At 47.0% G+C, this 25,411-nt stretch carries 25 protein-coding genes; 23 read left to right on the forward strand and 2 right to left on the reverse strand.

Annotation, left to right across the window (positions count from 1 at the left end):
- Positions 1 to 8 precede the first annotated feature (8 nt).
- Entirely contained in the window at positions 9 to 1,190 is a 1,182-nt protein-coding gene (locus KNO96_RS00355; RefSeq protein WP_214701812.1) for a DUF1015 domain-containing protein, read from the forward strand.
- 18 nt (positions 1,191 to 1,208) lie between these two features.
- A complete protein-coding gene (gene hemW / locus KNO96_RS00360; protein ID WP_051545966.1) occupies positions 1,209 to 2,411 on the forward strand; it encodes a radical SAM family heme chaperone HemW in 1,203 nt (400 codons plus the stop codon).
- 51 nt (positions 2,412 to 2,462) lie between these two features.
- Here the strand turns inward: hemW and KNO96_RS00365 are convergent, their stop codons facing one another.
- Complete coding sequence (locus KNO96_RS00365; protein WP_214701814.1) at positions 2,463 to 3,068, reverse strand: DUF1054 domain-containing protein; 606 nt, start codon at positions 3,066 to 3,068, stop codon at positions 2,463 to 2,465.
- 192 nt (positions 3,069 to 3,260) lie between these two features.
- Here KNO96_RS00365 and hrcA point away from each other — a divergent pair, with 192 nt between their 5' ends.
- The 6 genes from hrcA (at position 3,261) to KNO96_RS00395 (ending at position 9,671) form a co-directional block, all read left to right on the forward strand.
- Complete coding sequence (gene hrcA, locus KNO96_RS00370; protein ID WP_026825650.1) at positions 3,261 to 4,283, forward strand: heat-inducible transcriptional repressor HrcA; 1,023 nt, start codon at positions 3,261 to 3,263, stop codon at positions 4,281 to 4,283.
- Between the two features lie 17 nt (positions 4,284 to 4,300).
- A complete protein-coding gene (gene grpE, locus KNO96_RS00375; protein WP_026825651.1) occupies positions 4,301 to 4,888 on the forward strand; it encodes a nucleotide exchange factor GrpE in 588 nt (195 codons plus the stop codon).
- A gap of 29 nt (positions 4,889 to 4,917) precedes the next feature.
- Entirely contained in the window at positions 4,918 to 6,744 is a 1,827-nt protein-coding gene (dnaK, locus tag KNO96_RS00380; protein WP_026825652.1) for a molecular chaperone DnaK, read from the forward strand.
- A gap of 110 nt (positions 6,745 to 6,854) precedes the next feature.
- Entirely contained in the window at positions 6,855 to 7,961 is a 1,107-nt protein-coding gene (gene dnaJ, locus KNO96_RS00385; protein WP_026825653.1) for a molecular chaperone DnaJ, read from the forward strand.
- A gap of 18 nt (positions 7,962 to 7,979) precedes the next feature.
- Positions 7,980 to 8,918 (forward strand): 50S ribosomal protein L11 methyltransferase, encoded by a 939-nt coding sequence (gene prmA, locus KNO96_RS00390; protein ID WP_214701816.1) that lies wholly within the window; start codon positions 7,980 to 7,982, stop codon positions 8,916 to 8,918.
- Between the two features lie 3 nt (positions 8,919 to 8,921).
- Complete coding sequence (locus KNO96_RS00395) at positions 8,922 to 9,671, forward strand: 16S rRNA (uracil(1498)-N(3))-methyltransferase (protein ID WP_026825655.1); 750 nt, start codon at positions 8,922 to 8,924, stop codon at positions 9,669 to 9,671.
- A 47-nt stretch (positions 9,672 to 9,718) separates the two neighbouring features.
- On the opposite strand, the gene KNO96_RS00400 is transcribed toward KNO96_RS00395, so the two are convergent.
- Positions 9,719 to 13,375 (reverse strand): S8 family serine peptidase, encoded by a 3,657-nt coding sequence (locus KNO96_RS00400; protein ID WP_214701818.1) that lies wholly within the window; start codon positions 13,373 to 13,375, stop codon positions 9,719 to 9,721.
- A 304-nt stretch (positions 13,376 to 13,679) separates the two neighbouring features.
- Here KNO96_RS00400 and KNO96_RS00405 point away from each other — a divergent pair, with 304 nt between their 5' ends.
- The 15 genes from KNO96_RS00405 (at position 13,680) to KNO96_RS00475 (ending at position 25,407) form a co-directional block, all read left to right on the forward strand.
- Positions 13,680 to 14,333, forward strand: coding sequence for a class I SAM-dependent methyltransferase (locus tag KNO96_RS00405; RefSeq protein ID WP_214701820.1), 654 nt, complete (start codon positions 13,680 to 13,682; stop codon positions 14,331 to 14,333).
- Positions 14,320 to 14,787: an S-ribosylhomocysteine lyase gene (locus KNO96_RS00410; RefSeq protein WP_214701822.1), complete on the forward strand. Its 468-nt coding sequence runs from the start codon at positions 14,320 to 14,322 to the stop codon at positions 14,785 to 14,787. Before KNO96_RS00405 ends, KNO96_RS00410 begins: the two co-directional genes overlap by 14 nt.
- A gap of 1 nt (position 14,788) precedes the next feature.
- A complete protein-coding gene (locus tag KNO96_RS00415; protein WP_026825659.1) occupies positions 14,789 to 15,727 on the forward strand; it encodes a PLP-dependent cysteine synthase family protein in 939 nt (312 codons plus the stop codon).
- Positions 15,693 to 16,850 (forward strand): bifunctional cystathionine gamma-lyase/homocysteine desulfhydrase, encoded by a 1,158-nt coding sequence (locus KNO96_RS00420; protein WP_214701824.1) that lies wholly within the window; start codon positions 15,693 to 15,695, stop codon positions 16,848 to 16,850. Before KNO96_RS00415 ends, KNO96_RS00420 begins: the two co-directional genes overlap by 35 nt.
- 107 nt (positions 16,851 to 16,957) lie before the next feature.
- Positions 16,958 to 17,836 carry an EamA family transporter RarD gene (gene rarD, locus KNO96_RS00425; RefSeq protein WP_026825661.1) on the forward strand — a complete coding sequence of 293 codons (879 nt, stop codon included), beginning with the start codon at positions 16,958 to 16,960 and terminating at the stop codon, positions 17,834 to 17,836.
- 79 nt (positions 17,837 to 17,915) lie between these two features.
- Entirely contained in the window at positions 17,916 to 18,581 is a 666-nt protein-coding gene (deoC, locus tag KNO96_RS00430) for a deoxyribose-phosphate aldolase (protein WP_214701826.1), read from the forward strand.
- A 74-nt stretch (positions 18,582 to 18,655) separates the two neighbouring features.
- Entirely contained in the window at positions 18,656 to 18,850 is a 195-nt protein-coding gene (gene rpsU, locus KNO96_RS00435; protein WP_029334745.1) for a 30S ribosomal protein S21, read from the forward strand.
- A 33-nt stretch (positions 18,851 to 18,883) separates the two neighbouring features.
- Entirely contained in the window at positions 18,884 to 19,333 is a 450-nt protein-coding gene (locus KNO96_RS00440) for a GatB/YqeY domain-containing protein (RefSeq protein ID WP_026825663.1), read from the forward strand.
- Positions 19,334 to 19,438: 105 nt separating this feature from the next.
- Positions 19,439 to 19,978, forward strand: coding sequence for an NfeD family protein (locus KNO96_RS00445; protein ID WP_235181834.1), 540 nt, complete (start codon positions 19,439 to 19,441; stop codon positions 19,976 to 19,978).
- Complete coding sequence (gene floA, locus KNO96_RS00450; protein ID WP_026825665.1) at positions 19,975 to 20,961, forward strand: flotillin-like protein FloA; 987 nt, start codon at positions 19,975 to 19,977, stop codon at positions 20,959 to 20,961. Before KNO96_RS00445 ends, floA begins: the two co-directional genes overlap by 4 nt.
- A 5-nt stretch (positions 20,962 to 20,966) precedes the next feature.
- Positions 20,967 to 21,389 carry a hypothetical protein gene (locus KNO96_RS00455; RefSeq protein WP_026825666.1) on the forward strand — a complete coding sequence of 141 codons (423 nt, stop codon included), beginning with the start codon at positions 20,967 to 20,969 and terminating at the stop codon, positions 21,387 to 21,389.
- A 119-nt stretch (positions 21,390 to 21,508) separates the two neighbouring features.
- The gene (locus KNO96_RS00460) at positions 21,509 to 22,480 is read left to right on the forward strand and encodes a PhoH family protein (protein WP_026825667.1); all 972 of its coding nucleotides are present in this window, start codon (positions 21,509 to 21,511) and stop codon (positions 22,478 to 22,480) included.
- 41 nt (positions 22,481 to 22,521) lie between these two features.
- Positions 22,522 to 24,609 (forward strand): HD family phosphohydrolase, encoded by a 2,088-nt coding sequence (locus tag KNO96_RS00465; RefSeq protein ID WP_214701828.1) that lies wholly within the window; start codon positions 22,522 to 22,524, stop codon positions 24,607 to 24,609.
- The gene (ybeY, locus tag KNO96_RS00470; RefSeq protein ID WP_026825669.1) at positions 24,587 to 25,063 is read left to right on the forward strand and encodes an rRNA maturation RNase YbeY; all 477 of its coding nucleotides are present in this window, start codon (positions 24,587 to 24,589) and stop codon (positions 25,061 to 25,063) included. The genes KNO96_RS00465 and ybeY overlap by 23 nt, the downstream gene beginning before the upstream one ends.
- A complete protein-coding gene (locus KNO96_RS00475; RefSeq protein WP_084483583.1) occupies positions 25,060 to 25,407 on the forward strand; it encodes a diacylglycerol kinase family protein in 348 nt (115 codons plus the stop codon). The genes ybeY and KNO96_RS00475 overlap by 4 nt, the downstream gene beginning before the upstream one ends.
- The last annotated feature ends 4 nt before the right edge of the window (positions 25,408 to 25,411 follow it).

Here is a 25,411-nt window from a genome sequence, read left to right on the forward strand (position 1 = left end):
AGGAAACTATGGTCGTATTTAAACCGTTCAGCCCATACATGCCAAAACATCCAGAAAATGTCGCCGCAGACCCGTATGATGTCGTATCGGTGGAAGAGGCACAAGCAATCCTTTCAAAAAACCGTGACTCATTTTTAGCTGTCGATAAGCCGGAAGCACTCCAGTCAGACCTTCCACTTGATGAATGGGGAAAACTTGCACGAGAAGAGTTAGAACGCTTGTATGAACACGAATTAACAGATCACCCAAACGGATTTTATGTGTATCGGCTGACATCAGAGCAGCATCAACAGACCGGGTTGGTCGCCACGTTTTCAGTGATGGACTACGAAGCGGGTCGAATCAAGATTCATGAACATACCCGTGAGACGAAGGAGCGGGAACGAATCGAGCATGTCCAGACGACAAAAGCACACACTGGACCAATTTTACTCAGCCATCCCTCTCACGCGAGCCTGAAACAGATTTTACATGGTGCGACAGAGGGTCCCCCGCTCTTTTCATTTACGGATGAGCGTGGTGTAAAACACGAAGGCTTCATGATTCCGAACCGCGAACTTGCGCGAGTCATGATGATTGGAGCGACGATTCCGTCCGTCTATATTGCAGATGGACATCATCGTGCGAAAGCAGCGGCAGTCGTGGCGGGGATAAATAAAGACGATGCGCAAAAAAACGAGCGGTCGCATTTCTTGGGTGTGCTGTTTCCGAGCGATGAGTTGATGATTTTGCCTTATCATCGACTGTTGTCGCATATTGCCCCAGAAGAAGTAGAGCATATGCTAGAAGGACTGTCATTTTCTTACGAGGTGAAGCCCGAGGATAGCCTTGTCCTTCCAAAGGAACACGGAGTATTTGGAGCTGCATATCGAGGGAAATTTTACAGGATAACGAAACGAAAAGAGGATGCGGCTCTCGATGTCGCAATCTTACAGCGTGATATCCTCACTCCATATTTCAACGTCGCAGATATTCGTACTGATGCCAGAGTCGACTTCGTTGGGGGGAACCAATCGATAACAGAGCTGGAGCAATTGGTGAAGTCACCAGATCGCTTACTCCTTACGTGTCATGAAACGACGATGTCTCAGCTGATGCGTGTGGCTGATGACGGGGGACAGATGCCTCCAAAATCGACTTGGTTCGAACCGAAATTGAAGAGCGGTCTGTTCATTCACCGATTCGATTGATGGTGCAGGCTGGAAAGAATGAACGAAAAGCGTTATAAATGGAATGAGAAGAAAGGGGTGGCCGTATTGGCTAAAGCCGTATATCTTCACATTCCATTTTGTGAACATATTTGTTATTACTGTGATTTCAACAAGGTGTTTTTGAAAAACCAACCTGTTGAGGAATATTTAGATGCATTAGAACGAGAAATGATGTTAACACTTGAAGCATTTCCGACAGAGCGAATCGATACGATTTTCATCGGAGGCGGGACACCGACCGCACTTAACGAAGCGCAGATGGTCCGGCTCATGGACATGGTCCGTCGACACCTGCTACCGCTCGCGTCGGATGACCTTGAATATTCGGTGGAAGCGAACCCGAATTTCGTAAGCGCGGAAAAACTTGATGCGATGAAAGCCGGGGGAGTCAATCGGCTTAGCTTCGGGGTGCAAACATTCGATGATGGTGGACTAGAACGAATCGGTCGAACACATCGGGCGGAAGATGTGTTTGAAACCGTGAACGAGGCGGCGAAACGCTTTGAGAATATCTCGATTGACCTCATGTTCGGCTTACCGGAACAGACGCTCGAGCAGATTGACCGCGATTTGACGTTAGCCCTTCAACTGCCGATTCAACATGTATCCTCTTATTCTTTGATTCTCGAGCCACATACCGTGTTTGCGATACAAGACCGAAAAGGCAAGCTCCGTTTACCGGGGGAAGACGTCGAAGTAGAGATGTATCTAAAGGTGATGGAGACGCTTGAGCGTCATGGGCTCAAGCAGTATGAGATTTCGAATTATAGTCTGCCTGATCGGGAGAGCCGTCACAACCAGGTCTATTGGCGAAACGAAGAGTACTACGGATTCGGTGCAGGCGCGCACAGCTACTTGAACGGGACGCGGCGTGCCAATATTGCCCCGATCCCTCACTATATTAAAGCAGAGGGAATCCCGGTGAAGCGGGCGAATGAGCTTGAAGAAGTGGAAAAAATGGAAGAAGAACTATTTCTTGGACTACGCATGCGCTCTGGAGTCTCGCTTCAGACGTTCGCCGAGAAATATGGTCGAACACTCGATGATGTGTTTGGTCACGTAATCGATGATTTAGTGAATAAAGCACTGATTGAGCGTACGGATTCACACATCCGTTTGACGGCGTCTGGTCTCCCGCTCGCCAATGAGGCATTCGCTGCCTTTATCGGGGAAGCGAAACTCGATCACGCCACTTCATAAAAAATGGACAAGTCCCTTATTTAAGAGGAACTTGTCCATTTTATTGTAGAATTATAAGACAAGGTCGCGATAGAGCGGTGTGAGTCGACCGAACGTATCTTCGACCAACGCAAGAAATGCATCCTCATTTTGAAGAATCGATGCATCGGCCGGTAGTTGTCGCCCGATTAAGAAATCAGCCTTTTTGACGTTTCCGAATCGTTCTAGTAATGCTTGAACGTCTTCATTTGACGTATCTTCAACGAGGAACGCCTCTTTTTTCATATGGTCTCCCGCGATGTGGAAATCGGGGAAAGTTGATTTGAAATCAACCTGCTGTAATCGCTTCGCAATCGCGTTTTTATTCGGCATCTCATAGATAAACGCGAGCCAGATGAACACACGATCGTCGAAGAGGCCGACTTGTAGGTGAGGATGCTTCTTGTAGCCGCGCTTATCATGGCAGATTGCCATCCATGTATCTTTTGGTGGATTCACAGTCCTGCGCGCATGTTTTGCGACATGCAAATAAAGAGGGATACCGATATCCGCCTCAAGCTCTGGCCCGACCTCGTCATAAATCCTGTGGAAAAGCGGTTGAATATCAGAACGAATTCCTGACATCCTCGAATCGAGTCCTTCACGCTTAAATACTTCAAATTGTTTTGTTGTAAACATTTTATCACCTCATATTCTATCATAACGAAACGGTTCTTCTTTTTCAGGTTTGCAGTCCAGAAAAAAGTGAAAAAATCGGAGTGTATGAATTGACAAATAGTGAGAACATGATAATATTTGAAGTGTGATTAGCACTCGTTAAATATGAGTGCTAATAAATCGAGGTAACTTTTATCAGAGAGGAGTGATGTTGTGCTGACAGATCGCCAATTGCTCATTCTTCGAGCAATTATTGACGATTACATTCAGACGGCTCAACCAGTCGGTTCACGTACATTGTCGAAACGAGACGACTTAACGTTTAGCTCAGCGACGATTCGGAACGATATGGCCGATTTGGAAGACATGGGGTTGATTGAAAAACCGCATACTTCTGCAGGTCGTATCCCGTCTGAAGTCGGATATCGATATTATGTGGACCATCTTGTTGAGAAGCGGATTATCGACGAGCGGGAGACTGGTCGTTTAGAAGAACGTTTAAAACAATCTTCAAAAGAGTCTGAGATTCTGATTCGCCAAGCTGCAGACCTCCTTTCTGATTTGACCAGTTACACAACGGTCGCCCTCGGTCCAAATAGCCAAATGGAGAGGTTGGCACGTGTGGACTTTATGCCATTAGATGAGCGACGAGGTGTCGTTCTCATTGTCACGGACCAAGGCCATGTCGAACATCGAACGGTCATATTTGAATCACGTGTAGCTCCTGAAGTCATCGAGGAAACGATTCGATTATTAAATGATCGTCTCGTCGGAACGTCGATTGGACAATTGAAAGTCCGAATCGGGGAAGAAGTTGCGAAATTGCAACTCGCTCAGCGACAACAATACGAAAATATGATGCAACTGATTCAATCAACCGTCGGTATTCAAACGCCGTCCTCGCTTTATCTCGGAGGCAAAAAGAATATCTTTAACCAGCCTGAATTCCAAACCATTGACACGTTACGACCGTTTCTGGAATGGATAGATGAGCAGGAACGGCTGACCCACTGGCTCGAATCGTTGCCAAATCGCGAGATTTATGTGAGCATTGGGAGCGAGAATGGAATTGTCGCCCTTCAGAATTGCAGTGTCATCACTTCGGATTACACACTCGACGGAAAAACATTCGGAACGATTGCTATGATCGGTCCGACTCGAATGGATTATCGTCATGGGGTCCAAATGATGGGGCAAATCATCGAAGCGTTGCGACGAACGAAACTAGATGAGTGACGGAAAGGAGTTTTACTATGACAGCAGATCATCAAAACGGGCGCGAGCAAGAAGACGTGCTTGAAGAAAAATCTGTAGACCCGACACAAACAGAAGAGAACGGGTCAACTGAATCAACGGAAGACGAGGTTTTAAATGCTGAGATTGTGGAAGAAAGTTCTGAGGGGACGGACTTACAAAAAGAAATCGAAGCGTTGAAAGCGAGCGAGCTCCGAATTCGCGCCGACTTTGACAACTTCCGTCGTCGGACGAACGAAGAGAACGCTAAGCGCGTCAAATTTGCTTCACAGTCTGTCATTGAAAAATTGATTCCGCTTATTGATAACTTTGAGCGAGCACTTCAAGTAGAGGCAACTTCAGAAGATGCGAAGCAACTTCAAGCGGGCGTTGACATGGTTCATCGTCAATTACTCGACGTCTTGAACGTTGAGCAAGTCGAAGCAATCGAGGCGGTCGGACAGCCGTTCGACCCAAACTACCATCAAGCAGTCATGCAAGAGCCTAGTGATAAGTATGAATCAGGCATCGTGACGATGGAGCTTCAAAAAGGATACACGATGCACGGTCGAGTTATTCGTCCGAGTATGGTAAAAGTTGCAGAATAACATTACTTAACGAGATGGAGGAATGAACGATGGGTAAAATTATCGGTATTGACTTAGGGACTACAAACTCATGTGTGGCAGTAATGGAAGGTGGCGAAGCGGTCGTCATCTCAAACGCAGAAGGGAACCGTACGACGCCTTCTGTTGTCGCGTTCAAAGGTGAAGAGCGCCAGGTAGGTGAGGTCGCAAAACGTCAGGCCATCACAAACCCGAACACGATCCAATCAATCAAGCGTCATATGGGAACATCACACACGGTTGACGTAGACGATAAGAAATTCACACCACAAGAAATCTCAGCAATCATCTTGCAAAAGTTGAAGAAAGATGCTGAAGACTATCTCGGTGAAACGGTAACGGAAGCAGTCATCACAGTTCCTGCATACTTCAATGATGCAGAACGCCAAGCGACAAAAGATGCAGGTAAAATCGCTGGTCTCGATGTAAAACGTATTATCAACGAACCGACAGCGGCTGCGCTCGCATACGGTTTAGACAAAGGTGAAGATCACACGATTTTGATTTATGACCTCGGTGGCGGTACGTTCGACGTGTCAATTCTTGAACTTGGTGACGGTGTATTCGAAGTTGTCGCAACAGCAGGTGACAATCGTCTCGGTGGAGATGACTTCGACCAAAAAATCATCGACTACCTCGTTGCAGAATTCAAAAAAGAGAACGGAATCGACCTCGGAAAAGATAAGATGGCGCTTCAGCGTTTGAAAGATGCGGCTGAAAAGGCGAAGAAAGACCTTTCAGGTGTCACAAGTGCGCACATCAGTCTTCCGTTCATCACAGCTGGTGAAGCAGGTCCCCTCCACTTGGAGATGACACTCACGCGTGCGAAGTTTGAAGAGTTGACGGCCGATCTTGTCGAACGCACGATGGAACCGACTCGCCGTGCTTTGAAGGACTCAGGACTCACACCATCTGATCTTGACAAGATCATTCTTGTCGGCGGTTCGACACGTATTCCTGCCGTTCAAAAAGCAATCCACGACTTTACGAAGAAAGAGCCGTTCAAAGGGGTTAACCCGGATGAAGTTGTTGCACTCGGTGCAGCCATCCAAGGTGGGGTTCTTGCAGGTGACGTGAAAGATGTCGTTCTTCTTGATGTGACGCCACTCTCACTCGGTATTGAAACAATGGGCGGCGTGATGACGAAATTGATTGATCGTAACACGACAATCCCAACATCAAAATCACAAGTCTTCTCGACTGCAGCGGATAACCAACCAGCTGTTGATATCCACGTCCTTCAAGGGGAACGTCCGATGGCGCCTGATAACAAGACGCTCGGTCGCTTCCAATTGACGGACATCCCGCCGGCACCACGCGGTGTGCCGCAAGTCGAAGTTAAATTCGACATCGATGCTAACGGAATTGTTCACGTATCGGCAAAAGACCTTGGTACGAACAAAGAACAATCGATTACGATTCAATCCTCTTCAGGTATCGATGAAGCGGAAATCGAGCGCATGGTGAAAGAAGCGGAAGCGAACGCGGAAGCTGATAACCAACGTAAAGAAGAAGCTGAGCTCCGCAACGAAGCAGACCAACTCGTCTTTGCGACTGACAAGGCAATCAAAGACCTTGGCGAGCAAGTCGAAGAGGCAGATAAAGAAAAAGCGGAAGCTGCGAAAGAAAAAACGAAAACGGCTCTCGAAGGTTCAGACCTTGAGGAAATCCGGACAGCCAAAGACGAATTATCAGCTGTCGTTCAAGAGTTGACACAAAAAGTATATGCTAAAATGGCTGAACAGCAAGGTGCTGAAGGTGCAGAACCACAAACAGAAGCGAAACAGGACGATGATGTCGTGGACGCAGAGTTTGAGGATCTCGACGACCGTAAATAACCAGCCGTTGTAAAGGAGAGCGCCAAAGCAGGTTTCTGCTTTGGCTCTTTCCATGTTAAGGTAGAATCGGTAAAATCGATACGAAGTTAGTGAGGATAGGAGCGATAAAAGTGGCGAAACGAGATTATTATGAAGTGCTAGGGCTCGACAAGTCGGCCTCAGCACAAGAAATCAAGCGGGCATACCGTAAGTTGGCCCGTCAATATCATCCAGACATCAACCAAGAGGCAGATGCTGCTGAAAAGTTCAAAGAAATCGGTGAAGCGTATGAGGTGCTTTCTGATGAACAGAAACGGGCTCAATATGACCGATTCGGTTTTGAAGGAGCTAATCAATTCGGAGGCGGTGGCGATTTCCAAGGCGGATTCGGAGATATTTTTGATATGTTCTTCGGAGGCGGCGGACGCCGTCAAGACCCAAACGCACCTCGACGAGGAGAAGACTATCAGTACGTGGTCGATCTTGATTTCATGGAGAGTGTGACCGGGAAGACTGAGACGATTGAACTCGAAATCGAAGTCGAATGTGATACGTGTATGGGAAGTGGGGCAAAACCCGGAACAAAACCAGAAACGTGTAACCGATGTGGCGGCAGTGGAGTCGAAACAGTCGAACAAAATACGGTTCTTGGTCGTATGGTCAATCAACGTCCTTGTAGTCAATGTCATGGTACAGGTAAGACGATTAAAGAAAAATGTTCGACTTGCCATGGTTCAGGTCATGTGAAGAAGAAGCAATCGGTTGAAGTTAAAATTCCTGCTGGTATCGATAACGGTCAGCAGATTCGTTTATCTGGAAAAGGCGGCCCGGGTGTGAACGGTGGACCAGCGGGAGACTTATACGTTGTTATTCGTGTAAGAGCCCACGAAATTTTTGACCGTGTCGACCAACACATTTCAATGGAAATGCCGGTCACGTTCGCCCAGGCGGCTCTCGGTGCAGAAATCGAAGTCCCGACTGTTCATGGCAACGTGAGTTTGAAAGTACCTGCGGGAACACAAACCGGTTCAAAATTCCGTTTACGTGGAAAAGGGATGCCGAGCCTACGCGGAGGCGCAAACGGTGACCAATTTGTCAGTGTCATCGTGATGACACCGAAACATATGACAGATCGTCAAAAGGAATTGCTTCGTGAATTTGAAGAAATTAGCGGTGAGTCTGGGGTAGAAGAGGAACATGGTATGTTCCAAAAAATGAAAAAGTTCTTTAGTCACTAAAAAAGGAGTGTGCAATCGATGAAATGGTCTGAAATTTGTGTCCACACGACACAACTTGCGGTAGAAGCCGTATCAAATTTACTACACGAAGTGGGGGCACAAGGTGTCGTCATCGAGGACGTCGAAGATTTTGACCGAATGATGGCCGAAGACCATTTCGGAGAGATTTGGGACGTTTCAGATCGTGAAACATATCCTACTTCTGGTGTACACGTCAAAGCATATGTGCCAGCTTCAAGTGATTTTCAAGATGTGCTTTCGAACTTGAGAAAAGAAATCGAACGACTTCGCAGTATGCTTGATATTGGTTCGGGTGAAGTCACGGTCGCTGAAATCGACGAAGAGGACTGGGCGCACTCTTGGAAACAATACTATAAGCCAGTCAAGATTTCACAACAGTTGACGATCGTCCCTCTATGGGAAGAGTATACACCGCAACCGGAAGAGAACGTGATTCTCCTCGATCCGGGAATGGCGTTTGGAACTGGAACACATCCGACGACAATGCTCTGCATCCAGGCAATCGAGAACTATATCCAAAAGGGTGACCATGTCATCGATGTTGGTACAGGTTCAGGAGTATTGTCGATTGCGGCTGCTAAACTTGGAGCAACGAGTGTAAAGGCGCTCGACTTAGATTCAGTCGCAGTAGAAGCGGCTCGTCAAAATGTAGAGACGAACGGTGCCGAACAGCTCGTTCAAGTGACGACGGGAGATCTATTAAAAGGTGTAGAAGGAGAGTACGATTTGGTCGTTGCGAATATTCTCGCCGACGTCATCCTTCTCTTCATCGAAGATGCTTACGCGCGTACGAAATCTGGTGGGCACTTCATCACTTCTGGAATTATCGGAGAGAAACGAGCTGAAGTAACGAACGCCTTGGTCGCTGCAGGCTTTGAGATTGAAGAGACACGCGTGATGGAAGATTGGGTCGCGATTATCGCTAAGAAGGGGTAAATCATGCAACGTTACTTTTTGACACGAGAATCATTTGCAGGTGAAACGGTGAGGCTTCCTCCAGATGTGGTTCATCATATCGGTACAGTCCTAAGGCAAGGTCCCGGATATGAGATGGTCCTTTTGGACGGTGCGGGGAATGAATATGCGTGTGTCGTGACATCGCTTGAGGGGAAATCTGGAGAAGCGAAGGTTCTATCGACACGACAGGCGACGACTGAGTTACCAATTGAGGTTACGCTCGCCTACGCGCTTCCTAAAGGTGATAAGGTCGAACTTGTCGCTCAAAAAGCGACCGAACTTGGCGTTCACCATCTTTTGTTGTTCGAATCGACCCGTTCTGTCGCCAAGTGGGACGGGAAAAAAGCTCCGAAAAAAGTGGAACGGATTCAAAAGATTATGCAAGAAGCGGCTGAACAATCATATCGTGCCGTGGTACCGACTTGCGCGTACATCTCTCCTAAAGAGCTCAATCAGAAAATCGATGGCTATGATGTCGTCATCATCGCTTATGAAGAGTCGGCAAAAGAAGGTGAACAGTCTGCGTTCGCGCAATTATTAAACCAACTGAAACCGAAACAACGCCTTCTCGTCATCACGGGACCTGAAGGTGGATTCGATGTGACAGAAATCAAGCAATTGATTGATGCGGGAGCGACAGCCTGTGCTTTCGGTCCACGCATTCTTCGGTCTGAAACGGCGCCGCTCTATGCATTGTCTGCAATCTCTTTCGCGCTTGAACTAAACAAATGACACTAAAACGGATGACCTCAATCGGGTCATCCGTTTTTTGGTGTCGCTTATTTTTTGTTGATCGTAATCACTTTCTTCGTGACGTTCCCACCAAGGTCGGTCACTTCAAATGTGAAGGTATTTGTTCCTTTTGTTGTCACAGGGAGTGTGATTGTTCCAGTTCGTGAGGAAGCTCTCATCGCATATGGTTCTTTCATGGATTGGCTCCATTGCAAGTCACCATTGACACGAAGTTTAATTTCATCAAAATTGTCAGTCACTTTGACTTTGACTTTTACAGAGTTCTGCTTAGCCGAAACGTTCTTCGGCACGTTTGTCACGGATAATTTTGCTTTCGTCGAATCGACAAAGATTGGACGGACGAAGTTTGTCATGTTTCCTGCAGTATCTTCTGCGATGAAGCGAACTTTATGGAATCCATCTTTATATGTTCGAGTCGTATTGAACGTGTATTGTTCTGATGTCGCATCATATTTGAGTGGCACTTTGACTCCGTCTACTGTAAACGAGGCGATTTCAGAGGCATCCTTGATTTGACCGATTAACGGTACAATTGATGTACCATATGGAGACAAGGCGAGTGGTGCATCGACAAAGACTCCAGGTTTGGCCGCATCATTTTCTGTAGAAACATTTCGAGTGATCACATTTCCAGCATTATCCGATACACGAACAGCGAGTTGGTCTGTTGATTCGATTGGAGTATCGAGTGTGAAGGTAGCTGTATCGTCCGCTTCTTTCTCAACGACTTCACCGTTAAGAAGGAATTCAATCCCATTGATTCCCGCAAAGTCATCCGATGCTTTTACGCTTGCTACGTTATCGTCCCAACGAAGGGTGAAGCGTGGGTCTGTGTAATCCACTTTGACAGGGATGCGCAATGTTTGAGCTTGTTTCTTCATGTAATCAATGCTTGCTTCAATCTCATAGTAATATGTGCCTTTTGGCGCCATCTTTCCATTCAATTTTCCATCCCAAGCGTTATCCGCTGCGTAATAGTAATAATCGCCACTTCCACCGTCGAAGTAATTCTTTCTCAATTCGTCTTCCATCTTGAGGGTGCGAAGGACGTTCCCTTTCTCATCTACGACCCGATATTTGATGTCTTTCGCATTACGTAATAGCGAGAAGACTGGAGTTGCAGTGTCTTTCGATCCGTCTCCATCTGGTGAGATGGCAACCGCTTCACCAGCCACAGATTCATCTAGTTTTTCACCTAAGTAGTTTCCTTCTGCATCGACCAATCCAGAGACGCCGTAGAATGCGCCTTCTCCATAAATCGTCTCGTCAAAGATCGGTGCTTTTCCCCAGTCTCCTTCGAATCCAACGAACGGAACGACGAGTGATGGATGACCGTCTGTCCCACGTGGGTCTGTCAAACGAAGGAATCCATCAACGAAATAGCCGTTCTCAAAGACGGATTTAGCAGATACGGCTCCGTCCAATGTTTCAGGGTTGAGTACTTTTGCTTTCGATACATCGATTGAGACTGTAATCTCTTTCTTCTGTTTTGCTTTCAACGTGACTTTACTCGTGTTGGCACCGTTGATTTTAATGATCGCTTGTTGAAGAGCCTGGGCTTCCATTGCATTTTGGATGACCCCGTCTTTGTTTTTGACAGCGAGATCAGTTTGCAGAGATGCTGCCACATCATACGTCAATGATTCGTTTGACATATTCTCAACGACGATTTTGAATGAGGCTTTACTCTTCGATAATTCTTTTAAAGCAACTTTTGCTTCTTTCGTCTTCTTCTCATACGCGACAGCTGGGGACGTGACGGCCGCATGAAGTTGCATGAGACCGGCTCCGGCACGACGTGGTGAGTACGGAAGAGACTGTTTCAATTCCTGGTTATATGGTCCGATATCCGTGACAGGCTTTGATGTGTTGAGTAACAAGTTCTTTGCCATCGTGACACGATTTTTTCCACTCAACTTGAAGTCGCGGTCCACACGCTCAAGAACGAGGGCTGCCCCTCCGGCAACGTGCGGTGCTGCCATTGATGTTCCACTCATCAACCCATATTGGTTGTCGTTGAACGTAGAGAAAATTTGACCGCCTGGTGCAGAAAGTTCTGGCTTGAAGTCAAGGTTTGGTGTGACACCCCATGAGGTGAAATCAGACATCGCACCGGCTGAACGGTTGTTGACACTGATCCGGTCACCGGCAAACGTCACTTGAAGTGGACCTTCGGCTAATTTGTCTTTAAGTTCATTCCCATCCTGAATGCTGAGTGAAGCCATTGGGATTTGAGGTTGATCGAGTGCCATCGATACATAATCACCATGTGAGACAGCGCCTCGAACGATGACACCTGCTGCGCCTTGTTCCTCAGCAGTTTTTTGAATCTTCGAATAGAAGTATCCGCCGTCACGCACGGCGAGGACGAGTTTTCCTTTTACGTCTTTCCCTTCATAATTTTCCGATTGTCCGTCTCCGACATATACGATGTCATATGTACCTTCCTTGAAAGCAGGACCGTCTTGCTTCTTCCATCCGATTTTTTCATTCCCGACGCGAAATGCATCCAATTGAATTTGATCGTTCTCAAGAGACGCAACCGATGTTGACGCTTGACTGACACTTGGTGCCCCAACGACGCCCGTATCTGGGTTTGAAGCGGTCGGCAAGTCGAATCCGTGACCGAAGTATGCGGAGTTCCCTGCGGAAATCGACATGAAGATTCCGTTGTCGACGGCGCGTTGAACGGCTTGTTGCTCTGGAGAATCAGCATTCACAAATCCAGCGGTAGAACCGAGGCTCATGTTGATGACGTCCGCTCCGAGCTTGATTGCATCATCAATCGCTTTAATATAAATATCACCATATGTAGATGCGTAATTTGGATCGTTACTGAATACTTTCAAACCTAAGATTTGTGCTTCTGGAGCGACACCTTTGATGCCTCCATTTTCCAAGTCACCATTCGCGGCAACCGTTCCTGAGACGTGTTGACCGTGCATCGATGCGCCTGGAGAATCATCCTTAATATCATCGTTCTCATCGTAATAGTTATAAGCGTATGGAACTTTCTCGTTCACAAAAGCTCCAGGTAAATCGAATGATGCAATTGCCTGATTGACTTCTGATTTCGTCAATTCTGCCGTTTTTGCGTCTGTGATTCGGTAGTCACGATGCTCAGCGTCAATTCCTGAGTCGATGACAGCGACGACTGTCCCTTCGCCTGCAAATCCATAATCGCCCCATGTTTGCTCGGCTTGGACCATCCCGTTACTCGTGATCATATCTGGCTTCACTTCTGGACGCTCATATTCGTTGACGATGTGAACGGTCGAGACTTCAGGTAACGCTTCGACTTTAGCAATTTCACTTGTTGACAGGAACGTTGAGAAGCCGTTAAAGACAGTTGTGAACTCTTCAATCGGAGAAGCGGTCACCCCTTGTTTCTTGAGAGCAGACTTGGCCCGTTTTTGTTCGGACTCCACAGATTCTTGAGCCTTGTTTTGTTCCGATTTTGTTAATTCATTAAATTTTTTTCCTTTTTGAGCAGCTTCTGCAATCGCTGGGTCTCCTACGAGTTCAACCACGACCCTTACTTTTTTCTGCTTCTTTTCGAGCACAAGTTTTGGTTTTACGGATGCTTCTGCTGAAACAGATGATGTACCAGCTTGAATCAGTGCTGGTGATAATGCGATACATGTGGCGAGTGATGCGTTCAGATAGATTTTTTTACGTGACAACGTGTTAGCCCCCTGTGATTTGTTATTATCTGTAAAAAAAGCGATTCCTAACATTGAAGACTATCATAACGCTATTTAACATAATAGCAGTGGATTTTTTTGTAAAATAGGGGAGTGTTTTTGCACAAATTTTAATGTTCTGACAATTACTAAAGACCTAACACATAAGACCTATATCCTTTATAGATAGAAAAAAAATCTAGCTAATGACTTGATACGAGTAAAAAAACCTGGTAATCTAGCGTTAATGTTAAATGCCGATAATACATATCAAATTAGTAAGAATAAAGATTGGGGTGGCGCTATGAACTTACCATTCATGGACATCTTTAAAGATTGGGCAAAAGATTACGATACGGCTGTCGAAGGTCATGACGAGCAATATCATGAGGTGTTTGTTGAGTATGAACAAATGTTGGATGAAGTTGCGCTACATGTTGAAGGAACGGTGCTTGAGTTCGGTGTAGGGACGGGTAATCTGAGTAGTCGCATTCTAAAAGGACATCCGTTGATCGCGATTGAACCGTCTCCGGAGATGCGACAGATTGCGATTGACAAATTAGGTATTGAAGTTCAGGAAGGCGATTTTCTCCGATATCCAGACTTTTCACAAGTCGATACGGTCGTGTCGTCGTATGCTTTTCATCATTTGAAGGATTCTGAAAAGGAGACGGCGATTCGTCAATATGTCGGAGAATGGGTACATCCGAAGTTCGTGTTGCTCGACACGATGTTTGAATCTCCGGCATCCCGTCAGGACATCATCGATTGGGCGAAGGCTAACAATTACTCAGACCTAGTTGAAGACTTGAATCGTGAATACTATCCATATACGACAACGATTCGTTCTATGTTAGAAGCGAATGGTTATAATGTGATGATGACGCAAAAAAATAAGTTCGTATGGCTCGTAGTAGCCACTAAATATCGAGGAGGAATTACACATGGAAACATATAACGTTGAAAGTTTTAACTTAGATCATACGAAAGTTCAGGCTCCGTATGTTCGTCTGGCTGGCGTGAAAGAGGGGTCAGCTGACACGATCTATAAATATGATATTCGTTTCATTCAACCGAACGAAAGCCTCATGCCAATGCGTGCGGTTCACTCACTCGAACATTTGATTGCGGAAAACAGTCGTAATCATTCAAATGATATCGTTGATGTTTCACCTATGGGATGCCAGACAGGATTCTATTGGACGATGTTGAATGACGGGGATTATGACCGAATGCTCGATTTGGTGGAAGCCACTTTACGCGATGCGATGAACGCAGAGGAATTGCCGGCACAAAACCCCGTACAATGTGGAAGCGCAAACCATCATGATTTTGAAGGAGCAAAGAAGTTAGCTTCAGATATGCTCGCAAAGCGAGACGAGTGGCATATTATCTTTAAGGACGAAGCGTAAGATGATTGTCCGTGACGTCTACGAGCTCATCGGGGATACACCGCTCATTGAACTCCATTCACTTCCCGTACCCGCAAATGTCAAAGTGTACGGAAAGCTCGAGATGATGAATCCGGGTGGAAGTGTGAAAGACCGACTCGGCATGAATTTGATTGAACGAGCAATTGAGCGCGGAGATGTCGCACCAGGTGGCACGGTGATCGAACCGACAGCCGGGAACACCGGGATTGGTCTCGCCCTTGCTTGCCAACGGTTCGGGATTCGTCTTTTTACCGTAACCCCTGAAAAGTTTAGTCAAGAGAAACAAGCGCTCATGCGACTCTTGGGGGCCACGGTCGTCAACACGCCGACAGAACTTGGGATGAAAGGCGCAATCCATCACGCGGTCGAATTGGCGAAAGAGCATGACGCCTATGTCCCGGAACAGTTCTCAAACCGGGACAACCCGGACGCATACGTTGACATTCTATCTCGTGAACTTCTAAACGACCTGCCTCGGATTGACGTGTTCATAGCCGGAGCTGGTTCGGGAGGAACGTTCACTGGTGTCGCGCAAACGCTGAAACCTCTCGGTACGAAAACTGTCGTTGTGGAGCCGGTCGGATCGGTTTTAAACGGTGGTGAACCGGGCCCTCATAAAACGGAAGGAATCGGCGTTGAGAAATGGCCACCATTTTTGGAGCGGTCTTATGTGGATGCGATCCATACGATCACGGATGAAGAAGCGTTCTACTATGTGGCACATTTGGCGAAACAGGAAGGACTGCTCATCGGTAGTTCATCAGGTGCCGCCATCGCAGCGTGTGTAAAGGAAGCAAATCAATTGACGGAAGGCACGATTGTGACAATCTTGCCGGACAGTGCAGAGCGATATTTAAGTCAAGGAATTGTCAAGGAGGCAGAACATGCGTACAAAGACAGCACTCATTCACGGCGGTAAGACGACGGATCCATTGACAGGAGCCGTCACACCACCGATTTATCAAACGAGCACATACAAGCAAGACGGGATCGGGAACTTACGAGAAGGATACGAGTATTCTCGGTCGGCAAACCCGACGCGAACAGCGCTCGAGACACTCATTGCCGACATTGAAGGCGGTGTACAAGGCTTTGCATTTGGTTCTGGGATGGCAGCCATCTCGACGGTGCTCATGCTACTAAAATCAGGAGACCACGTCATCGTCGGATCTGACGTGTATGGAGGAACATACCGTGTATTCAATCGAGTATTTCAGTCACGAGGCTTGGAAGCAACTTTTGTCGATACATCCGATGAAACAGCGGTTCGGAATGCGCTTCAAACGAACACGAAAATGATTTATGTCGAAACACCGACCAACCCGCTTCTAAATGTGACGGACATTCGCGCGATGCGCACGATTGCAGATGAGGCAGACGTCCTACTCGTCGTGGATAACACGTTCATGACGCCTTATTTCCAAAATCCAATCGATCTTGGAGCAGACTATGTCCTCCACAGTGCAACGAAGTACTTGGGTGGACATAGTGACGTCGTGGCGGGAGTAGTTGTCGCTCGTACGGAAGAACAAGGCGAGGCTTTGGCCTTCCTTCAAAACTCTGTTGGGGCAGTACTCGGACCACAAGACAGCTTCCTTGTTGTTCGAGGCATCAAGACGCTGGCCGTCCGGATGGAGGAAATTGAATCAAATGCTCGTGCATTGGTCGAATTTTTACAATCTAAAAAGAGCGTGTCCCGTGTGCTCCACCCAAGTGTTTCAAGTGAAGAAGCGAAACGTATACATTTATCTCAAGCGCGCGGGTTCGGTGGGATGATTGCATTCGATGTTGGTTCAGCGGAAGCGGCGGAAATGATGGTCGCGAAGACGAAATACTTTACGCTTGCTGAGAGCTTAGGTGCAGTAGAGAGCTTGATCAGTGTTCCGGCCCGCATGACACATGCGTCGATTCCGGCTGAACGTCGAGCGGAACTCGGAATCACCGATGGGCTCGTTCGTATTTCGGTCGGACTCGAAGACATTGATGACTTGATGGAAGATTTGGCGCAAGCTTTGTCGGCGATCGAGCAAGTGAAGCAATAAACAGTCAGGGCGCGTTTTCGCGTCCTTTTTTCATGAGAAAAAAGTCTTGTATCGGAAGTCTTTCATCGACTAAACTGTTTTTAACTTGAAAGAGAGCGGGTGAACGTGTGAATAAGGGAGTGTTGACGACAATCGGGGCCTACGTCATGTGGGGCGTCCTTCCGATTTATTGGAAATTTTTACAAGAAGTGCCGAGCGGTCAAATTTTGGCGCATCGAATCGTTTGGTCATTTTTATTTATCTTACTCGTCCTGAGATGGACAAATCAGTGGAAAGAGTTCGGTTACGCCCTTCGACATCGTGCTACGCGAAACGCATTCATGTTAAACGGATTCATCGTTAGCGCAAACTGGTTTGTGTACATATGGGCAGTCAATCACGGATATATTATCGAAGCGTCCCTTGGGTATTACATAAATCCACTTGTCAGTATGGTGTTAGGGGTGCTCGTATTTCGGGAATCATTAAACCGAGTCCAATGGATAGCTGTCGGAATTGCCTCGGTTGGGGTACTCGTATTGACGTTAGGATACGGCTCGTTCCCTTGGATCTCATTCGTTTTAGCGAGTACGTTCGGATTTTATGGGATGGTGAAAAAACGACGCCCCCTTGCCTCGACAGTCAGCCTAGGGATTGAAACGTTAGCAGTCGTCCCTGTGGCGCTGCTCTTCCTCGGGAATCAAGTCGTCACCGACAACATCGCTTTTGATGTGTCTCCTGTGATTTGGGTTGCGCTCCTCGGGACGGGCGTAGTCACGGCGTTACCACTTCTTTTGTTCGGGTATGGGGCACAACAGATTCCATTCACTCTCGTCGGGTTTCTTCAATTTATCGCACCGACACTTAGCTTGATTATCGGGGTCGTCATGTACCATGAACCGTTTACGTCGTATCATATCTTTGCCTTCACCTGCATTTGGCTCGCTATTTTCTTCTTCAGTTGGAACAGTTGGGTCGTTGCCCGTAAACGTCGTCAGTTAATTTGAATTTGAAAGCTGTTACATCTCAAAAAAACATGGTAATATGTTAGATGTCAGACTTATATGTCAGAGGAGGAAATGAATAATGGAATTAGCCCGTTATATCGATCACACAGCATTGAAAGCTGAAACAACAAAAGACCAGGTTACAAAACTATGTGCAGAGGCGCTCGAGTACAAATTCGCGAGTGTTTGTGTCAACCCGACTTGGGTCAAGTATGCTGCGCAAGAGCTCAAATCAGATGATGACGTCAAAGTATGCACGGTCATCGGTTTTCCGCTTGGAGCGAACACACCTGAGGTGAAAGCGTTCGAAACAAAAGACGCGATCGCAAATGGTGCAGATGAGGTTGACATGGTCATCAACATCGCAGCACTCAAAGACGGCGACTACGATCTCGTAGAGCGTGACATCCGTGCGGTTGTTGAAGCGGCAAACGGTACACTTGTCAAAGTCATCTTTGAAACATGCATGCTTACTAAAGAAGAAATCAAGAAAGCTGCTGAACTTTCAGTTAAGGCTGGAGCAGATTTCGTGAAAACATCAACTGGTTTCTCAACTGGTGGAGCAACTGTCGAAGACATTCACCTCATGCGCGAAACAGTTGGACCAGACCTCGGCGTAAAAGCTTCAGGTGGTGTTCGTGACTTCGAAGGTGCAAAGGCGATGATTGATGCTGGAGCTACACGAATCGGTGCATCAGCAGGTATTGCGATTGTCACTGGTGGACGTTCAGACAGCGACTATTAATAAGTGGTTGACCACACGACTTAATTTCACTATAATATGATATGACGTGTGAAACACGTTTCCTTAGTCGTGTAATTCGGAGGGAGGGAAAACTAGTGGAAACTCGTGTCCGTAAAAACGAATCGCTTGAAGACGCTCTTCGTCGTTTCAAACGCGGTGTTTCGAAAGATGGCACACTTGCCGAAGTTCGTAAACGTCGTCACTACGAAAAGCCAAGCGTAAAACGTAAATTGAAATCAGAAGCTGCGCGTAAGCGTAAGAAATTCTGATTCCAGTTTCATTTGTAGAGAGGGTGTTGGCTCATGAGTCTTCAAGAACGCTTGACGGACGACATGAAGCAAGCCATGCGCGCTAAACAAAAAGATCGTCTTACGACGATCCGAATGGTGAAAGCGTCGCTCCAAAATGAGGCTATCAAACTAGGCCGTCAAGATCTTACCGAGGAAGAGGAACTCACGGTGCTCAACCGAGAGATGAAACAGCGCAGAGACTCCCTCCGAGAATTCGAAAGCGCTGGTCGTGAAGACCTTGCTTCCAAAGTAGCAGAAGAAATTGTCGTCCTAGAAGCCTATATGCCTGAACAACTCTCAGAAGATGAAGTGACTAAGATCGTCCAAGCAGCAATTGCTCAAACGAACGCATCTGCTCCATCGGATATGGGTAAGGTGATGGGCGTCGTCATGCCGCAAGTAAAAGGCAAGGCAGACGGTGGTCTTGTGAACCGAATCGTCAAACAACAGTTGACGAATTGATGAAAAAGCAGAAACTTTTTGGGAAACCGAAAGTTTCTGCTTTTTTTGCGTATTCTGAAACCACATTCAATCTTGTTTCGTATACACTAGAGATAGGAGATAGCTTTGAATTTGGAAGGGGGTAGCAAGACGATGACATTTGGTCTCGGAGTGATTCTGACAGTCTTTTTCGTCGGAGTCGTCCTTCTTGGAATTGAAGTGTTCGTAGCAGGCTTTGGATTGTTCGGTTTGCTTGGTATTGGGGCGGTTGTTGCCAGTTTGATTATGGCTGGTGCGACAATTGGTCAGCTGTGGCTTTCGGTTGGTCTGGCGGCAGCGGTGCTCACAGGACTTGGATTTTGGGCGTATCGCCGCTTGAGTACGAATCGTCCGCTCATTTATAAAGGGTTGATCTTAACCGATTCGACATCTACCGAAAAAGGTTACCTGTCCCATGAAGACCGAAAACAACTTCTCGGAAAGGTGGGTGTCACCTTGACCCCACTTCGCCCAGCAGGTACTGCTGAGATTGACGGAGAACGAATCGACGTCGTGACAGAAGGTAGCTATCTCGATCAGCAGACAAAAATTCAGGTATATAAAGTGGACTCAGGGCGAATTGTCGTTCGAAACTTTGTAGAACCGAAGGAGGATGTAACAGAATGACACCAGAATTACTGACGACGTTACTCATTACAGGTGGAGGATTAATTGCACTTGCCATATTCTTCACGTTCGTACCAGTTGGATTATGGATCAGTTCGTTTGCTGCAGGCGTTCATGTCTCAATCTTCACATTGATTGGGATGCGCCTTCGTCGCGTCGTTCCATCAAAGATTGTCAACCCGTTGATTAAAGCGGTCAAGGCGGGAATCGAGTTAAACACAAATCAGCTAGAGAGTCACTTCTTGGCAGGTGGTAACGTCGACCGCGTAGTGAACGCGTTGATTGCCGCACACCGTGCAAATATCGAATTATCATTTGAGCGCGCTGCAGCCATCGATTTGGCAGGTCGGAACGTACTTGAAGCCGTACAAATGTCGGTTAACCCAAAAGTCATTGAAACACCATTTATCGCAGGTGTAGCGATGGACGGGATTGAAGTGAAGGCAAAAGCACGCATTACGGTACGGGCCAACATCGACCGTCTCGTCGGTGGTGCAGGGGAAGAAACGATTATCGCCCGTGTCGGAGAAGGTGTCGTATCGACGATTGGTTCTCAAAACAATCATAAACATGTATTAGAGAATCCAGATTTGATTTCGCGTACCGTTCTTACAAAAGGATTAGATTCGGGGACAGCGTTTGAAATACTATCGATTGACATTGCAGACATCGACATCGGTAAGAATATCGGTGCGGTTTTACAAACTGACCAAGCCGAAGCGGACAAAAAGATTGCGCAAGCGAAGGCGGAAGAACGCCGTGCGATGGCGATTGCCCGCGAACAGGAAATGAAATCTTCTGTTGAAGAGATGCGCGCGAAGGTCGTCAGTGCGGAAGCGGAAGTCCCGCTCGCGATGGCCGAAGCATTGCGTCACGGAAAGCTAGGTGTCATGGATTACGTGAATTACTTGAACGTTCAAGCGGATACAGAAATGCGAAAAGCGATTGGATCACCTGTCGATTCTGAATCAGATAGCGAGTGATTGATATGGATGGACTTTGGGTACTTTTGTTAGCCGCCTTCGGTATTGCCTCGGCAGTGATGAAGCGGCTTGAAAAGTCATCGTCCTCTGACGACCGTCCTCAAAGCAGTGAACTGAAACGCTACTTGGATTCGGTCGGGGACGTGATGAAAGAAATTGAATCGTCGTTTGATGACTCCGAATCAGAGAAGAAGCCTGTATCACAAAAGGTGAGACGACGAGTGGCGCGAACGGAAGAGCGACAACTTCCTCGTGAACGTCAAGTCGAGATGCCGAAAGTGAGTGCTCAGTTCGAGCAAGCGGTTAAAATTCCACCGATTCCACAGGAAATAAAACCGAGAAAAACGAAAATTTCGAAAAAACGGATGCGGGAAGCTGTCATTTGGAGTGAGGTTTTACAACCTCCAGTCTCGAAACGAAAAAAGTAACAGGAAGGCAGTGACGTGATGTTACTGCCTTTTGCATGTGGAAATTACGCGGTCTTTCTTTCACGATAGGCGTGATAGTGCTAAAGTAAAAGAGGAATATCTGATTTTATGAGGGGGCAATGCATCCATTGATTATGACTGATAAAATACCATTCGTAATGGAACAAGCGAATGAAGCGCAAGCTTTACTCGGACCGAAAGATGAAGTGTTCCAGGCGGTTGAAACAGAATTAAAAGTAGCGCTCATCCCTAGAGGTGAGGAGTTGATTATCCAAGCCGATTCGAGTGAAGCGTTAGAGGTGACGAAACAAGTTATTCTTACTTTGCAAAAATTGGTGAAAAAAGGTGCGCGTCTAAATGAAAGTGACGCCATTAGTGTCATCCAACATATCCAAGTCGGAAAAGGGGATGAACTGCTCGAACATTATGAGCGGGTCGTCTTCACGACGAACAAAGGGAAACCGATTCGTGCTAAAACTGTTGGGCAAAGTCGGTATGTTCGTGCGATTGAACGACGGGACCTCGTTTTTGGAATCGGACCTGCCGGGACAGGGAAAACGTATTTGGCGGTCGTTCTAGCCGCTCGAGCGTTAAAAGAAGGCCAAGTCAAACGAATCATCCTGACACGCCCTGCCGTTGAAGCTGGTGAAAACCTAGGTTTTTTACCAGGAGACTTAAAAGAAAAAGTAGATCCATATCTTCGTCCATTATATGATGCCTTATTTGATGTATACGGGGTTGAACAGACGAACCGTCTGTTAGAACGAGGAACGATTGAAGTGGCTCCTCTCGCTTATATGCGTGGACGGACGCTAGAAGATGCGTTCGTTATCTTAGATGAGGCTCAGAATACGACAAAAGAACAAATGAAGATGTTTTTGACACGACTTGGTTTTGGATCAAAAATGGTGGTCACAGGGGATTTGACACAAGTCGATTTACCAAAAGGGAAGGCGTCGGGATTACAAGAAGCACTACACCTCTTAGAAGGCGTGGACGGGATTCATTTCGAACACTTCAGTGCCTCGGACGTAGTTCGCCATCCACTCGTCAAGAAAATTATCAATGCTTATAGTACAGATATCACATAAGCAGACAAAAGAGGTCATAAATCGTGAAAGGGGGGGCACGAATGCAGCAAGCTAAAAACTGGACCGTCGCGACCATCTCGCTTATTTTCTTCCTACTATTAGGTGCCATTCTTTATTTCACAGTGCGACCATCCATCATCAGTGTGGAACCGCTAGGGATTGCCGAACAAGATATTCGGTCTCCTATCACTGTCGAGGATCGAGTGGCGACCGAACGGTTGAAGCAGGAAGTGACGAACGGTGTGGGGAGCCAGTTCTCGCTGAGACGGGAATTCGCTGATCAACAAATTGCAAAAGTCGAGCAATTGTTCGCAGCTTTTGACAAAACCGATGACGAGACGGAACTTGCAGATATTAAGAATCGTCTGAATTCTACTGAGGCAAATGGGGCTCTCGCTGATGAAGAATTAAATTCGCTTCTTGAAGCCGACAAAAATACCCGTCAAACGGTCGAGGATGTGACGGTGACCGCACTACAGCAAGTGATGGACGATCGGATTGAAACGAGTTCCGAGGCGGTTGCCGAGGCTCGGGACCGAGCGGCTGCGATTATCGATCAATCGCCGCTCTCGTTTGAATTCCGGGCCATCTCAAAAACATTAAGCGATGAACTCATCGTGCCAAACTATGTATTCGATTCCGAGGCGACCCGTCAAAAGGAACAGGAAGCCGTCGATGCGGTCGATCCAGTCATCATTCAGGAAGGGCAACTTCTCGTAAACCAAGGAGAAGTCGTTACGCGAGAGGTGTATCGAAAGCTTGAACTCTCTGGAGCGATTGATCCGAACCGTTCGCTTGCACCGTTATTTGGGTCATTCTTACTCAGTGCGTTGTTGACCGGTGGATTTTTGTTTATGCTCATCCGTTCAAAGATTAAAGATCTATTGCTGAGTCCAAAAATCTTAGTAACGGTGTATGGGCTATTACTCTTACAACTCGGCATTTTCTTTGGTGTCGGATACATCGGGGTCGACTATACGACATACGCATATATCTTGGCACCGACCGCGTTCGTCGTATTATTGTTGCGGATTCTCATCGATGAACGAGTGGCGCTCGCATCGGCATTTATAACGATGATTGCCGGGAGTATCGTTGTCACTTTTGGACAAAGTACGAATTTCATGACCTTGGTGTACGTTGCGACAGGAAGTTTCTTAGCTGTCTTTTTGGTCGAACCTAAAATTCAGCGGAAGCGTTTGTTCTTGTCAGGTGTGTTGCTCGGTCTCGTGAACATCATCATGGTGATTGCCTTGCTCTTGTTGCGGAACGTGCAAATCTCATGGGAAATGGCGATGTATCTATCGGGATTTGCCGTAATCAGCGCCCTTTTATCCATAGTCTTGACGTTCGGGTTCTTACCTTTTCTAGAGCCGTGGTTTGGGGTCTTATCGTCTAGTCGACTCATCGAGTTGATGAGCCCGACGCATCCATTATTACGAAAATTATTAATGGAAGCACCGGGCACGTATCATCATAGTATGATGGTGGCGAACTTGGCGGAATCTGCCTGTGAAGCAATTGGAGCAGATGGCTTGCTCGCGAGGGTCGCAAGTTATTATCACGACCTCGGGAAGACGGAGCGACCGCTTCACTTCATTGAAAACCAGCAAGGTGGAGGAAATCCGCATGACCGGCTGACACCTGAAGAATCTGCGGATATCATCATGGCTCACCCTTACGATGGGGCCGATTTGTTGCGGCGCTATAAGTTACCGAAAGAAATTATCGATATTGCTGAACAGCATCATGGAACATCTTTATTGAAATACTTCTATGTGAAGGCGAAAGAAGATCAAGAGAAGGACGTTTCGGAGTCTCGCTTCCGTTACCCTGGTCCGAAACCTCAAACTCGTGAAGCGGCAGTCGTCATGATTGTCGACTCGATTGAGGCAGCCGTCCGTTCGCAAAAACAGCCGACACCGGAGAAAATTCGGATGCTCGTCCGATCCATCATCCGTGATAAGTTAGCGGATGGACAATTTGAAGAATGCGAGTTAACGACAAAGGAGATTTGGTTTGTCGGAGAAAGTGCGTGTGAGACATTGACCGGTTTGTTCCATGAACGAATTGAATATCCAGAATTAAAGAAAGAGGGAGAACTACATGCAAATCATCTCGAACGATGAACATGAACTGTTAACAACATCTCAAATTGAGCTCGTTGAATCGATTTTACAACATGCCGCTCAATTAGAAGAGGTGGAAGAGCCGAGCGAATTATCGGTCACTTACTTAACAAATGCGGAAATTCATGAGGTGAACCGGGAATGGAGAGGGAAAGATGCCCCGACCGACGTCATTAGCTTTGCCTTTGATGAGATGGGCGAAGATGAGTTGGACTTCACACTCGACGAAGACGAGCCGCACCTCCTTGGTGATTTGGTCATCTCGGTAGAACGTTGCCGGGAGCAAGCCGCTGACTATGGTCATTCGTTCGAGCGAGAGCTAGGCTTCTTGGCTATCCATGGATTCCTTCATCTATTAGGTTACGATCATATGACACCGGAGGATGAAGCGGAGATGACTGCAAGGCAAGAGGCAGTCCTCACTCACTTCGAATTGAAGCGGGGCAACGTGTGAGACCGTTCCGAGTGGCGTGCGAAGGAATTCTGCATGCCGTTCGCGCAGAACGGAATATGCGTCTTCATCTCATATCGGCCCTACTCGTATTCACCTTTGCGATATGGCTACAAACGTCGGTGCGTGAAAATTTGATTCTGCTCGGTTGGGTGGTCGCAGTCATTAGTTTAGAGCTGATGAATACATCCATCGAGCGTGCGGTCGATCTCGTCACGAAAGATGTCCATCCGCTCGCGAAGCAAGCGAAAGATGTTGCCGCAGGAGCCGTACTAGTCGCCTCTATAGGTGCTGCCGTAACGGCACTCATTATATTCGGTCCAAGGCTATGGAACGTGCTATACTAAGAGT

Source organism: Exiguobacterium sp. s89 (assembly GCF_018617735.1).
GTDB lineage: Bacteria > Bacillota > Bacilli > Exiguobacteriales > Exiguobacteriaceae > Exiguobacterium > Exiguobacterium marinum.

Excerpts from the sequence above, each read along its gene's own strand:
- ybeY (WP_026825669.1), top strand. The coding sequence starts at position 24,587 with ATGCAAATCATCTCGAACGATGAACATGAACTGTTAACAACATCTCAA.
- KNO96_RS00405 (WP_214701820.1), top strand. The coding sequence starts at position 13,680 with ATGAACTTACCATTCATGGACATCTTTAAAGATTGGGCAAAAGATTAC.
- prmA (WP_214701816.1), top strand. The coding sequence starts at position 7,980 with ATGAAATGGTCTGAAATTTGTGTCCACACGACACAACTTGCGGTAGAA.
- KNO96_RS00465 (WP_214701828.1), top strand. The coding sequence starts at position 22,522 with ATGCAGCAAGCTAAAAACTGGACCGTCGCGACCATCTCGCTTATTTTC.
- floA (WP_026825665.1), top strand. The coding sequence starts at position 19,975 with ATGACACCAGAATTACTGACGACGTTACTCATTACAGGTGGAGGATTA.
- KNO96_RS00460 (WP_026825667.1), top strand. The coding sequence starts at position 21,509 with ATGCATCCATTGATTATGACTGATAAAATACCATTCGTAATGGAACAA.
- KNO96_RS00355 (WP_214701812.1), top strand. The coding sequence starts at position 9 with ATGGTCGTATTTAAACCGTTCAGCCCATACATGCCAAAACATCCAGAA.
- hemW (WP_051545966.1), top strand. The coding sequence starts at position 1,209 with ATGAACGAAAAGCGTTATAAATGGAATGAGAAGAAAGGGGTGGCCGTA.
- KNO96_RS00455 (WP_026825666.1), top strand. The coding sequence starts at position 20,967 with ATGGATGGACTTTGGGTACTTTTGTTAGCCGCCTTCGGTATTGCCTCG.
- grpE (WP_026825651.1), top strand. The coding sequence starts at position 4,301 with ATGACAGCAGATCATCAAAACGGGCGCGAGCAAGAAGACGTGCTTGAA.
- KNO96_RS00365 (WP_214701814.1), bottom strand. The coding sequence starts at position 3,068 with ATGTTTACAACAAAACAATTTGAAGTATTTAAGCGTGAAGGACTCGAT.
- dnaK (WP_026825652.1), top strand. The coding sequence starts at position 4,918 with ATGGGTAAAATTATCGGTATTGACTTAGGGACTACAAACTCATGTGTG.
- KNO96_RS00420 (WP_214701824.1), top strand. The coding sequence starts at position 15,693 with ATGCGTACAAAGACAGCACTCATTCACGGCGGTAAGACGACGGATCCA.
- KNO96_RS00440 (WP_026825663.1), top strand. The coding sequence starts at position 18,884 with ATGAGTCTTCAAGAACGCTTGACGGACGACATGAAGCAAGCCATGCGC.
- KNO96_RS00415 (WP_026825659.1), top strand. The coding sequence starts at position 14,789 with ATGATTGTCCGTGACGTCTACGAGCTCATCGGGGATACACCGCTCATT.
- deoC (WP_214701826.1), top strand. The coding sequence starts at position 17,916 with ATGGAATTAGCCCGTTATATCGATCACACAGCATTGAAAGCTGAAACA.
- KNO96_RS00410 (WP_214701822.1), top strand. The coding sequence starts at position 14,320 with ATGGAAACATATAACGTTGAAAGTTTTAACTTAGATCATACGAAAGTT.
- KNO96_RS00395 (WP_026825655.1), top strand. The coding sequence starts at position 8,922 with ATGCAACGTTACTTTTTGACACGAGAATCATTTGCAGGTGAAACGGTG.